Annotated in this window: 10 protein-coding genes; 5 read left to right on the forward strand and 5 right to left on the reverse strand. The window is 39.0% G+C overall.

What is annotated here, in order from left to right; genetic code table 11:
* Nucleotides 1-14 precede the first annotated feature (14 nt).
* From F902_RS04940 to gigD, 3 genes are all read right to left on the reverse strand, one after another.
* Nucleotides 15-1,694, reverse strand: a complete 1,680-nt coding sequence (locus F902_RS04940) for a P-loop NTPase fold protein (protein WP_005201549.1) — start codon at nt 1,692-1,694, stop codon at nt 15-17.
* A 54-nt stretch (nt 1,695-1,748) separates the two neighbouring features.
* Nucleotides 1,749-3,470: a GGDEF domain-containing protein gene (locus tag F902_RS04945; protein ID WP_005201550.1), complete on the reverse strand. Its 1,722-nt coding sequence runs from the start codon at nt 3,468-3,470 to the stop codon at nt 1,749-1,751.
* A gap of 272 nt (nt 3,471-3,742) precedes the next feature.
* Entirely contained in the window at nt 3,743-4,195 is a 453-nt protein-coding gene (gene gigD, locus F902_RS04950) for an Lrp/AsnC family transcriptional regulator GigD (RefSeq protein ID WP_004803678.1), read from the reverse strand.
* A gap of 147 nt (nt 4,196-4,342) precedes the next feature.
* Between gigD and kynU the strand changes: the two genes are divergently transcribed.
* The 4 genes from kynU to F902_RS04970 are packed head-to-tail and all read left to right on the forward strand — an operon-like array spanning nt 4,343 to nt 8,988.
* The gene (gene kynU, locus F902_RS04955; protein WP_005201552.1) at nt 4,343-5,593 is read left to right on the forward strand and encodes a kynureninase; all 1,251 of its coding nucleotides are present in this window, start codon (nt 4,343-4,345) and stop codon (nt 5,591-5,593) included.
* A gap of 40 nt (nt 5,594-5,633) precedes the next feature.
* The gene (locus F902_RS04960) at nt 5,634-7,040 is read left to right on the forward strand and encodes an amino acid permease (RefSeq protein ID WP_005201554.1); all 1,407 of its coding nucleotides are present in this window, start codon (nt 5,634-5,636) and stop codon (nt 7,038-7,040) included.
* 7 nt (nt 7,041-7,047) lie between these two features.
* Nucleotides 7,048-7,803, forward strand: a complete 756-nt coding sequence (locus F902_RS04965; protein WP_005201555.1) for an alpha/beta hydrolase — start codon at nt 7,048-7,050, stop codon at nt 7,801-7,803.
* Nucleotides 7,804-7,827: 24 nt separating this feature from the next.
* The gene (locus F902_RS04970) at nt 7,828-8,988 is read left to right on the forward strand and encodes a porin (RefSeq protein WP_005201557.1); all 1,161 of its coding nucleotides are present in this window, start codon (nt 7,828-7,830) and stop codon (nt 8,986-8,988) included.
* Nucleotides 8,989-9,343: 355 nt separating this feature from the next.
* On the opposite strand, the gene F902_RS04975 is transcribed toward F902_RS04970, so the two are convergent.
* On the reverse strand, nt 9,344-10,186 hold the full coding sequence (locus F902_RS04975; protein ID WP_005201559.1) for an OXA-286 family carbapenem-hydrolyzing class D beta-lactamase OXA-288: 843 nt from the start codon (nt 10,184-10,186) through the stop codon (nt 9,344-9,346).
* Nucleotides 10,187-10,915: 729 nt separating this feature from the next.
* Here F902_RS04975 and omp33-36 point away from each other — a divergent pair.
* On the forward strand, nt 10,916-11,815 hold the full coding sequence (omp33-36, locus tag F902_RS04980; RefSeq protein WP_005201560.1) for a porin Omp33-36: 900 nt from the start codon (nt 10,916-10,918) through the stop codon (nt 11,813-11,815).
* Between the two features lie 119 nt (nt 11,816-11,934).
* On the opposite strand, the gene F902_RS04985 is transcribed toward omp33-36, so the two are convergent.
* A complete protein-coding gene (locus tag F902_RS04985; protein WP_004657203.1) occupies nt 11,935-12,585 on the reverse strand; it encodes a response regulator in 651 nt (216 codons plus the stop codon).
* Nucleotides 12,586-12,651: the final 66 nt, after the last annotated feature.

Below are 12,651 nucleotides of genomic sequence, written 5' to 3' on the forward strand. Positions count from 1 at the left end.
TAATGAGCCCTTTTTTAATCATCTAGTCTTGTAATTAAATAGTCCACATTCAGTTTGATTAGTTCTGATTCCTCTGCTTTTTCCTGTAATATTTCTAAAATTTCTTGTCTTATTTTTGGATTTAACTCAGGCTTCATTGGTTGTCTAATTATTTTTTTAATAAATTCTAACCTATCAATTTCTTTAAAATCTGCGTCCTCATTAAAAACCTCAAAGAGTAGTTTATGCCAATCTTCCTTATTAGCTTGTTCTAAAACAAGGGGGCTGGTTTCCCTATTATAGACATCATGAATAATATATCGCTTCACTATTTCTATAAGACTAGGTAAACCTGCCAACGGATTATGTTTAACTAAAATTCTTATGTAGCGATGAAATATATTTCTTTCCTTATAGCCAAAATCAAATACTTCTTCAGAAAACGATTTTCCTTTATCCTTCACGCTTGCATCTATCCAAAGTTTTATATTAATTTTCAAATCCTTTGATAGATCAGCTCTACCAAACTTATTTAATAGAATTCTGCAAAAATCTAAATTTTCTAAACTATCAAAACCAATCCTTTTGATAGCAAAAGAATGTAGTCGCTCACAAAAATTCTTATCTATCTCAATATTTCTCCACTGGAGCATAAGCTGCCTTATTTCCATTCTAAGTTGATTTTGTTCCTCTGATATCAACTCAGATGTAGCTAGTTCTTTGAGCTTTTGGAAATTTACACTATCTTTTTGTTCAAACCATTTTTTAAATTCATAAAACCATAAATCATCTTGAGTAAAGCTATAGCTAATCTTCTTCAATGCTTCATATTTCTGTTGTTTTATTTCACTCCAATGTTCTCGATCCTTATCAGAATAGTACTGGCAATCATTCCAATCATATTCAAAATTTGCAAAGTCATGAATCAAGTAACCTTGAAGAACTCTTATTAAAATAATTTCTTTGGTCGACAGCGCTATATCAGTACTCAATTCTGTTCTAAATTGCTGATACAGCTTAAACACCTTTTGGAAAAAGCGGAAATTATGGATCTCTAATGTCTCAGCAAACTCGATCATAAGTTCTACAAGTGCTTCCTCAATCTCAAGATGTTTAGCATTTTCTCTAATCAAAGGCTCAACAGAATTGATAATAATCGTTTCATCAATTAACTTTTCCTTGTACTGAGCATAATTTTTCTTATTGTCTCCTTCAGCTTTATCTTCATCCAAAATTAAAATGATCTGACAATTTTTTTCTAATTTTAAGTAATTGGCTAAACCCATGACATCTTTGATATCTAGCTTCTTTGACATTCTTTCAAAATCATCAAAGCAGATAATGGCATCTTTGACCTGATTGAACATTAGACTATCAAAAATCTTAGTAGAAGCACTTAAACCAAACTGTGAAACTCGTGTGTCCTTTAAAATAGATGGCAAGCCCCTAATCCATCGAGGAATCTCTAAATTTGAATGATTATTTTCAATATTGCTATAGATGTGCGTTTTTAAATCACTCAGAGACTCAAGACCAAATAGAGAAACATAGACGTACTTCTTTTTAAAATTGCATCCGTCTATAAATCTCTTCCAAAAGAACGTCTTCCCGACACCCCAAGGTCCAGTAATTACAATCGCAGTTCCGACCTCCTCATTTCTAATATTATATTCTAGTAAATCCTTTAATCTTTTTTCCTGTTCTAAAATATTCATAGCAAAACAACATTCTAATTATAGAACTTTATAATAATTAAATAATTGTGTGAATCAAGTCTCCACAATATTCTTCCCTTTCGCCTTCGCTTTGAGCAACGACTGGTCCGCTTTTTCTAACAACTCTAACCAGCTATTTGCCCCAATCGCAACACCAATACTGACCGAAACATGAATCGACTCAGCTACATTCGGGATCACAATCCTTTCCTTTAAAATAGCCGAACGAATACTCTCTGCCACAACTTTTGCAGCCGTCATCTGAATGTTTTCAATGACCACCAAGAACTCATCACCACCATAACGTACGATTAAATCAGATCCACGAACGTTATACTTGAGCTGATCAGCAATCATGCTAATCACCTGATCACCAACAATATGCCCATATTGATCATTTACAAACTTAAAATTATCAATATCAATCGCAATCACACAAGTCTGAGACAACCCCTCGGGCTTGGATTCAAGAGCCTGAATATACTCATCCAAAGCCAAACGGTTTGCCACGCCTGTTAACGCATCTGAATTTGCAATCTGCTTGAGTTGCAACTCCATGGTATCGCGTTGCTTTAACATCCCATTTAGTTTATCAATCGCTTCAAACAGCGAGACAAATTCTTCCTTATTATTTTTACCTGAAGGAAGTTCATCCGAGGTTTCTGATAAACGCAAAATCATATCACGGGCATGGATCAGAGGACTGAACACCTTGCGCTTGGCATAAATCATGGTGAAAATTGCAATCAATAAAGACAGGCTAGAAATAATTAAAGTAAAAATGAATTGCCGCTTTGCGAATTTATTTTCATTCACTGCAACTCGAATGCTGTAATCCAGAATATAGTTTTGCAAGTCCATGACTGGCGTAAATTTCCCCACCATTCGTTCTGTCAATTGTGTCCCAGACAGAAAGTAGGCTTTATTATTTTTACTTTCATCCAATAAGCGCGCAATAATCGGTAATCCTTTATCCAAAAACTCCGTTTTAACACGACGATATAAGTCTACATATTCAAGCGTCTTCGACTGTTCAGGCTGGATCGTATCAATTAATTCCCACAGATAGATCGCTTGATGTTGTGTCTGTAATGAGCGTGCTCGATTTTCATCCGAAATTTTTTCCCCAAATGTCACCGGTGCCATAACATTAGATGCAACTCTACCAGCCTGATCACGCATATCGGTGAGTACCAAAATTGAGGTGAAATAATTCGACATCTTGCTGTTTTTGCTATTGGAACGAACCAATAACCACGTTAAGAACTCACGGCTTTCATCCCAGACACTAAACATGGATAAAATCGCATGATCATATTGCTTCGATGTTCGCTCAGCATGTGGCGTGCTGGCATAGGCATCAACAATGGCGCGTGCTGCAGCCAATTTAACTTTTAAATCAGTTTCCAGTTCATAAGCAATCAGCCTAAACCCGTTTTGTTTTAAGACTTCAATGCTGTTATCAATTTCTGCATCAACAATCTTGCGATACTCGAATAATTCTTTTTGGTTTTCCAATAACACATTCGGTTCGCTCGACATCACTTTATTGGAAGGTGCCCGTTCTCTGGAAATTTTATTGGCTGTTTTAACTAATGTACGAAGGCAGGTAATTTCATTGAGTGTTTGTTCTGATTTTATATATTCTTGATAACTATTAATAATTAAAGGGATGGAGAGATAAAAAATCGAAAAGATAATGACTATCATGCAGAAAAAGAGACGACGACTAATCTGCTCAGAACGTAATTTCGAGCTTTTTAATTCACGCCCCATTCATACACCTTGTACTTTTCAAAAACGATCTCAATTGATTTTTAAACAGAACTTAATTTTACCTGAATTATAAAACCCACTACCACGCTTAAACCGAGGTTTTTGGTTACATTAATCGCGACTGACTTTATTCAATCGTTATTTCAGTCCCGCAATTACTTTTCAAAATTGATTATGAGAATGATTTTTATTTAATTAAATTAATCTAAGTATTTTATATCATTAAAATAAATATTTTAAATCTAGACCAAGGTTCAATAGAAAATCGGAAATCAAAGCAGTTTTTTCTGAATGACCTTATCTAAAATGATCTTAGAATTAATACTCATAATGCCTTTAATCTTATTCAATTTATTAATAATGAATTGTGAAAACGCATTCAGGTCTTTGGTCGCCACATGCAGCACATAATTCGATTCGCCTGTAATCACATAGGCATTCACGACTTCTTCAAAGTCCTCAATCTGCTTTAAGAAAAAATTATGATCAGTTTCAGTGAGTTGAATCAATTTTATTTCAACTATGGCCTCAATTTTAATGCCTAGTTTTTCATAATTGAGCCTAGCTTGGTACTTCTCAATAATGCCATTGCTTTCCAAAAGCTTGACCCGTCGATGACAGGCTGAGGGTGAAAGATTCACCAGATCGGCCAATTCCTGATTACTCAGGCGTGCATCGTTCTGCAAGAAATTTAGAATTTTAAGATCAATCGCATCAATATTCATATTCGGAAATTATTCTAATAATTTAAATATTATTGAAATCATATCCTAATTTTCAACTTTATCTACTGGTTTTATCGGATAAAAAACAAAAATTGCAGTGATAAAATTTAACAGTGGAATTAAATAAATATAGGGATGTAATTCAATATGGTGACACAAGAACAATGCCTTTATTGGGATAAACAAGACGAGCTCGGCACATTTAAAAATGAATTTGCCTTGCCTAACAATGTCATTTATCTAGATGGTAACTCTTTAGGTGCAAGACCGAAGAAATCTTTAAATTATGCGCAACATATTATTCAACAAGAATGGGGTGAAGATCTCATTAACAGTTGGAATAAAGCAGATTGGTGGGGCTTACCGACCCGTTTAGGCGATAAAGTCGGACAACTGATCGGGGCCAATGCTGGCGAAACCGTGATTTCTGATTCGACCACCTTAAATTTATTTAAAGTGTTATCCGCTGCAGTCAAAATTCAGGCCGAGAAGTATCCACATCGTAAAATCATTGTCGCGGAAAAAGACGCTTTCCCCACCGATATCTATATTATCGAAGGCTTCATTGACTTGATCAATCAAGGCTATCAGGTCGAATTGATTGAGGGCCCCGCAGGTTTAAGCGAAATTTTAACGACTGATGTCGCTGTTGTGGTGCTTTCTCATGTCAATTATCGCACTGGTTATTTCTATGATATGACCGCGATTAATCAGCAAATCCATGCCAGTAATGCCTTAATCATCTGGGATTTATGCCACTCTGTTGGCGCTGTACCGATGGATCTCAATCAAACGGACAGTGATTTTGCCATTGGCTGTACCTATAAATATCTCAACGGTGGTCCTGGCTCGCCTGCGCTGCTCTGGGTCAATCCCAAACATCGGGATCAGTTCTGGCAACCACTTTCTGGCTGGTGGGGACATCAAAAGCCCTTCGCCATGGCTCAACATTATCAGCCAGCCAACAATATTCGCCGTTATCTGTGCGGTACTCAGCCGATTATTTCCATGAGTCTGATCGAATGTGGGGTAGATATTTTCCTGCAAGCCAACATGCAGAAAATTCGCGAGAAATCGCTTAAATTAACCGACCTATTTATTGCGTTGGTTGATCAGGAATGTGCTGAGTATGGTTTCGAGCTGATCACCCCGAAAGCGCATCAATATCGCGGCAGCCATGTCAGCTATCAACACCCACATGGCTATGAAATTATTCAGGCACTGATCGCTCGTGGTGTGATCGGAGACTATCGTGAACCTGAAGTCTTACGCTTTGGTATTACCCCACTCTATCTGGGATTTGAAGATATTTGGCATGCGGTGCAACATCTCAAAGCCATCATGCAGCATCAAGAATGGAACAATGAAAGCTACCTAGTACGGGGTGAAGTGACCTAAGTCGTCACTTTCGGATTGAGCTGATGGCTAGGAGAGGCCGATGAATAATTTTGATAAGATTCAAGCACGTGAAGCAGGACTACATAAAAAATTATCCGCCAAGCAGATGGCAATGATTGCAATTGGTGGTGCGATTGGAACAGGGCTGTTTATGGGGAGCAAATTTGCGATTAGCTTTGCTGGCCCTGCTGTCATTTTGAGTTATGCCATTGGCGGGCTGATTGCCTTTGCACTAATGGCTTGTCTCGCCGAAATGACAGTGCAACACCCAACTTCAGGCTCATTTGGGGCCTATGCTGAACATTATATCAGTCCCTTGGCGGGTTTCTTGGTGCGCTACAGTTATTGGGCCTGTATCGTACTGGCGGTTGGTACTGAGATCACCGCCGTCGCAGACTATATGAAAATGTGGTTTCCCGATCTGCCCGCATGGATCTGGATCGTGTTTTTTTCAGGTACATTGCTTGCAGTGAATGCTTATAGCGTCAAGGCATTTGGACTGGTGGAATACTGGTTCTCCACCATTAAAATCTTTGCCATTATCGTGTTTATTCTGTTGGCAATCGGTATTCTGACTCAAAACACGCAGCAAAGTCACCATGTTGTGAATAATCTGACTGGACACGGTGGCTTCTTTCCCAATGGATTCAGTGGCGTCTGGATTGGGGTGATTATTTCAATTTTTAGCTATTTAAGTATTGAAATGATTGCCGTCGCTGCAGGTGAAGCATCGAACCCAGAAAAAGCGGTTAAATACGCCTTTAAAAGTACCGCACTGCGTCTAATTTTATTCTATTTACTGTCCCTGTCTTTAATCGTGGCACTGGTTCCATGGACAGAACTGATTGGCAAAGATGCCAGCAGCCCCTTTGTGACTGTGATGAAAATTGTCGGGATTCCATATGCAGATAGTATTCTCAATTTCATCGTGATTGTTGCCGCCCTCTCTGCCATGAATAGCATGCTGTATATTTCAACCCGAATGCTATTTAGCTTGTCACGGGCAGGCGATGCACCTCAAATCTTCGGTAAAATCCGTCCCAATGGCGTGCCCATCAATGCGCTGTTTTTATCCGCCATGGGGATTGCTGTTGCCAGCGTGGTGTATACCATCAATCCTGAATCGGCTTTCCCCATCATGATTGCCTTATCCATGTTCGGTGCATTGTTTACTTGGGGCAGCATCTTTGTGACCCATATCTGTTTTAGACGGCATATTGCGAAAAATGGTATTGGATTAAAATACAGAATCCCAGCAAGTCAGTTCATTTCACTGTTTGGTTTATTCAGTATTCTGAGCATTACCCTCACCACCTGGTTTACTGCCGAATTTAAATCTACGCTACAGTTTGGCATTCCTTTTATTGTGCTGTTAATCGTTTTTTATATGCTAAAACGCAGCTCGGCAAAGCTCGATTTAAGAACAAACACCGAAGCTTCCGAGTAAACACGCCATGAAGCTTTATGATAATTCTCGAACGGTTGCAAATGAGCAGGATATTCTGATGGACTTTCAACAACGTAGTCGGTTGAGCTATCAGCAACACTCCTGTATTCAGGATATTGCCTATGCCAAAACGGCTCGATCCTGCTTAGATCTCTTTCCTTTAGCACAGGCGCGCAAAACCGTCGTGTTTGTACATGGCGGCTATTGGCAATGGTGTAATAAATCCGATTTTGCCTTTATCGCCACGGATGTTGTTGCCAACAATATGCAGTGTGTCTTGCTTGAATATGACTTGGCCCCGCAACGCAGCATGGGCGAAATCGTCAAGCAAATCCAACAAGCGCTTGATTTTATCCAACAACAAGCATGGAGCACTCAAGACATCATGCTGGTTGGGCATTCTGCAGGAGCTCATTTATCTGCATTAATGCTCACCCATCCTGCTGTGAGTGAAGCCGTTTTATTGAGTGGTATTTATGATCTCACGCCCATTCAACAGACCCATTTAAATACAGCATTGAATCTCTCGGAACAGGAGATTCGACAATATAGTCCCCTCCTGATCGAGGTCGCTGTTCAAAAGCCCTATGCCATCTTCTGTGGTGCTGAAGAGCTCGATGAGTTGATCGGGCAAAGTCAGTCGTATTTTCATCGAAGGAAAGCCATCGACCCAGACTTTGTCTCCTTCCAGTTACTGGATAACACACATCATTACAACATCTTAGATGAATATTTTCATCGGAGATTAACCACTCACACTTAAATCTATACATGGACGTATTTAAAAATGGTTAAGTTCAAACTTCAATACCATCGGGTTTTTATTGCCCTGAGTTTTGCACTCTGCTCTTCGGCATTTGCACAGATTGAATTGATCAATCAGGATCAGATTTTCACTGCGCAGGACAACTTTAAACTGACCAGTGCTGGTAGTCTCAGATTGCAAGCCCTGAATTTCGATCAGTATCAGCCATCCAATGCAGCACAGAAATATCGTCGCAATGGCTATAGCTCAACCAGCAGGATTTATCTCAATACCGACTATAAAATCAATGATGATCTGCATTTGATTACGGGTTATCAGAATTTTATTAATCCAGCCAAAATTTTAGATTGGGATGGGCATTATCAAAACAATGATGAGCGTCTGACCACAGAACAAGCCTATGCGGGAATCTCGAGCCATCGCTATGGCACTTTAAAATATGGAAAAATTTATAGTCTGTATTACGATGTGGTCGGGAGTAAAACCGATCTTTGGGACTACAGTACCTTGGCGCAACCACAAACATGGAGCCCTTTTGCTTATTTCGATGGGACTCAAGCGGCCAGTAAAACTTTAAGATATGAGAAAAAAACGGAAAATATTGATTTTTATGCGGCTTATTTATTTGAAGATAACACTAGTCTGAATCCGCTCCGTTATCAACGCAAAGCGGGGCAAGAAGCCGCTGTCGATATTCACTTAAATAAAAACTTAAACTGGGCGATTTCATGGAAACACAACAAAGCTCAGCTGCAATCTGATCATGCAACATCTAAGCTCTCTCAAGACATGCTTGCGACTGCCCTATTCTATTTTGATGGAACATGGATGCTCAGTAGCGGTGTTGGCTGGTATAAAAATCTATTGCCGAACTTTGATGCATTCAATCAGGCCTCCACCCAATCAGTTGAAAACCTGTTAGACACGGAGGCTTATGGACTTGAATATTATGCAGGCTATCATGTCAATCTTGACCATCATGGCATGCAATACATCCAACCTTATCTGATGGGAAATTATTTAAAATATCGGAGCGGCTACGATTTCTCTCGACGCGATCATGGCATTGGCGTGGCAATCCGTTTCAATCATGGTATTGGCTTTGACTACGAGCGCCTGTATACCCAAGACAGCAACCATACGCCTGACATGCATTTATTTCGCTTACGCTACGAATGGTAATCACGAAATTTAATGCACTCATATGGGCAAAACGGTTGAAGTCTCTAGTACACATACCAAGTGATCTAAACGTTTTGCCACTAAACTTCTACTTTAAATAAAATCAATCATATTTCACTTGGGTTATGCGCTTGATTTTCCACGCTTGAATGCATTTAAAAATCGAAAAAAACTATCCCAAGTATATAAATTATCAATTTCACAAATTACGTTCCACAGAACATAATTCAAGCATAGAAAGATTCCAGAATTTATACCAGTAACCCTCTAGGATGTTTTCTCCCCCAAGTTAAACATCCTTTCTCAGCCCAGCTTTCCCTAAAGCTGGGTCTTTTTTTGAGACTTTAGAAAGAATCTAATTCGCCAATAAATCTAGCTGCTGCAAAGCTTGATAAACAATCGCCTTCCGTGCCTCCGCATGCTCTGGTCGACTCATTTCCATATTTAATGAAAATGCGGTGATCTTGCCATTTGCTTGCTCTATCCAACCTGTCCACCATCCCACTTGTGGGCTAACGTCCATCCCCCAACCACTTTTAGCGTAGATCTTGGTGCCTTGAACCTCATCAATCAATAACATGCCTTTTACTTGTTGCTGAGTTGACTGATCAAATGGCAGCTTCTGCTTCGCTAATGCGTAGGCAAAGCGTACTTCCTCTACAGGCGTAATTTTTAATGGGCCTACTAACCAAAAGTTATCGACTTGAGTTCCTATATTTTTATTGCCATAGCCCACTCGCTTAACTTCCCGAGTCATCAGTTCCAGACCAATACGTCTTGCCAATTCTTGATAGACAGGTACCGCCGATGCCTGCATCGCCTCAGCTAAGGTTAAATCTTTTTCCCAACTGCTAAATGCTCGCTTTTTGCCATCCCATTTAAACATTTCATCTGGTGTGGTCTTATGATGCTGTATTCCGATCAAGGCGTTTAACATTTTAAAGGTTGAGGCAGGAATATAGCGCTGTTCTGCACGATCAAGATCATTGCCATAGCTTTGAATTTTCTTACCATCATAAATCACCAAAACACCACTGGTTTGGGCACTCTGGAATAAACTTGAGATCTGCTGCTGCTCATTTTTTTGTGTCGAGAGCTGTTGCTTTTGTTGGCTAAAACTTTGACAAGCAGTCATGGGAATTGCAAAAAAGATGGCTGTAAAAAAGGCCAGACATTTTAATTTTTTCGACATCATCATAAAGCTGGAAAAGTAGAATAATCTGTCACTATAAGTGTTTTGTCTCCGTTGTTCTGTAGTGTTATTTTCATCAATACTTTGTAAAAAAACAGACAAAAAAAAGCTCAGCCTTGGGGAAAGCCGAGCTAGTAAAACGATGATGTAAAAACATCAAAAAACTCAAAAGAAAATGTTATGAGATATTTAAATGCAAATTAGATATCCCTTGCTTTGTATTATGTGAATTAGCTCTCACAAAGTAAAGTTGATTAAATAGATCGGGTTTATCGTTATAATCGATTTTGTTGATTGTTCATTAAAAATCAGATTTATTCGATGCTTTTGGTTTATATTAACGCGCAGTCAATAATATGAAATTATGCAAAGTAGGTCGCATAAAAACAGTAGAACAATATTTCAATACACACTTTTATCGTCAAAATTATGACAATAACAAGAATGATTTAAATGAAAAAACCGATCACAATGATTGAATAAACCAATTGAAATATTTACGGATGACATTATTATGGCATCACTTATCTTGTTAAAAAATAAACTTATCTATTTGTTAGATATATACTTTATAAAAGGTTGACAGCGTTTTTCTTAATTGTTCATTTATTGTACACCGCCTGATCGGTATTTGTTCATTTATCGGAAGCTCAAATTTATTACATTGACTTCATACTTTGTTACAATACAATGGCTCCAACTTTACTCTTTCTTGTTTTAAAGCTGGAAATCATTATGAAAAAACTCGGTTTAGCCACTGCTTTAGTTTTAGCCATGACCGGTGCTCATGCATACCAATTCGAAGTTCAAGGTCAGTCTGAATTCATCGACGCAAAAAGCAACAATGACAAAGACTTCACTGGTGCGGCTCAAGGTACTTACTACTTCAAAAATGTAGATGCTTCTAAAGGCCCTTTAGCTGAAGCTGCATTCTTAAACCAAGCATCTAATGTTTCTGTAGCTTATAGCTTTGCAGAATTAAGCGGTGACGAAGTTGCAACTGTGAAGAACAACTCTTTCGGTGCAAAAGGTGAAGCTTACCTTCCAACTCCTTACTTACCTGTGTATACAAGTGCTGCATACAGCCACTCACAAACTAAGTCTGAAGGCGAAAAAGACAATGGTGACCGTTTCGCATTAGAAGTCGGTACTATGCTTACTCCTAACTTCTTAGTTGCTGTTGGTTATACTAACATCGCTGACCAATTTGCTTTAGACGCAAACAGCGTTCTTTCAAATGGTATTGCTAAATCAGTAGCTCAACCATTAGTTATTGGTGAAGACCAAGATGCGATCACTGCGCGTACTAAATACGTAGGTAACATCGATGGTACAAACATGGCTGTAGGTTTTGAAGCTGGTCTTGTTTACGGTGACTTCCAAGCATACGAATTGAAAACTGACGTATATGTAACTCCTAAGTTAAGCGTTGGTGCTTCTTATGCTGAAGCAAACTTCAGCTCTAACCCAGCAAATGAAGACAACTTCTCTGCAATCAATTCTGCTTGGGGTGCGAACGTAAACTACTTCATCACTCCAGCAATTGCTGTAGGCGCAACTTATGTTAACGCAAATGCGAAACATGAAAGCACTGATACGCAAACTGTTGGCTTAAACGCGAAGTTCCGTTTCTAATATTGGATTTGAGTTCTCCATAGAACATCTCATTCATAACAAAAAACCAGTTCTGATGAACTGGTTTTTTGTTTTCCGATATTAACGAACTAAGAAATCCAATTCCTCAGCTTTAAAATTTACATCTTCTTATCTTCAATATTTAAAGCACTAATTGCCAATACCGCTTGGGTACGGTTTTGTACGCCCAACTTACGGAAAATTGCGGTGACATGTGCTTTGATTGTGGCTTCTGAAACTTCTAATTCATAAGCAATTTGTTTATTCAACAAACCTTCTGCCACCATCATCAACACACGGAACTGCTGTGGCGTGAGTGATTGTAAACGTTCAGCTAAAGCGGTTTCATCTGCTGCACGCGGATCAAAGCCTGCATGAGTCGGTAAGTTCGGTGGTAACCAAATCTCACCTTCCAAAACATGCTTAATCGCTTCCCCAATATGGCTTGGATGAGAGGATTTTGGAATATAGCCCATTGCACCATGCGCAATCGCACGCTGAATAATCGACACCTCTTCGTGTGCTGAAACCACAATAATCGGAATCGCTGGATACTGTGCTCGCACGTATACCAATGCAGAGAAACCAGAAGCACCGGGTAGATTTAGATCCAGAAGGACCAAATCAGGTTCTGCACCGTGTTCTAAACGTGCATAGAATTCATCTACATCTGCAGTCTCTTGGATCTGCGCCTGAGGCAAACTATAACGAACCGCTTGAATCAAAGCATGTCTAAATAAAGGATGGTCGTCTACAATTAAAATATTCATAAGCGCTTAAGCTATCTGCAAGTACGTCACTGTACGATGTTTATTTAAATTCAATCCGCTTAAGCC

Origin of the sequence: Acinetobacter higginsii (genome assembly GCF_000369525.1) — a bacterium.
Lineage (GTDB): Bacteria > Pseudomonadota > Gammaproteobacteria > Pseudomonadales > Moraxellaceae > Acinetobacter > Acinetobacter higginsii.

Coding starts and splice junctions, on each gene's coding strand:
- F902_RS04940 (WP_005201549.1), bottom strand. CDS start 1,694: ATGAATATTTTAGAACAGGAAAAAAGATTAAAGGATTTACTAGAATAT.
- F902_RS04945 (WP_005201550.1), bottom strand. CDS start 3,470: ATGGGGCGTGAATTAAAAAGCTCGAAATTACGTTCTGAGCAGATTAGT.
- gigD (WP_004803678.1), bottom strand. CDS start 4,195: ATGAATATTGATGCGATTGATCTTAAAATTCTAAATTTCTTGCAGAAC.
- kynU (WP_005201552.1), top strand. CDS start 4,343: ATGGTGACACAAGAACAATGCCTTTATTGGGATAAACAAGACGAGCTC.
- F902_RS04960 (WP_005201554.1), top strand. CDS start 5,634: ATGAATAATTTTGATAAGATTCAAGCACGTGAAGCAGGACTACATAAA.
- F902_RS04965 (WP_005201555.1), top strand. CDS start 7,048: ATGAAGCTTTATGATAATTCTCGAACGGTTGCAAATGAGCAGGATATT.
- F902_RS04970 (WP_005201557.1), top strand. CDS start 7,828: ATGGTTAAGTTCAAACTTCAATACCATCGGGTTTTTATTGCCCTGAGT.
- F902_RS04975 (WP_005201559.1), bottom strand. CDS start 10,186: ATGATGATGTCGAAAAAATTAAAATGTCTGGCCTTTTTTACAGCCATC.
- omp33-36 (WP_005201560.1), top strand. CDS start 10,916: ATGAAAAAACTCGGTTTAGCCACTGCTTTAGTTTTAGCCATGACCGGT.
- F902_RS04985 (WP_004657203.1), bottom strand. CDS start 12,585: ATGAATATTTTAATTGTAGACGACCATCCTTTATTTAGACATGCTTTG.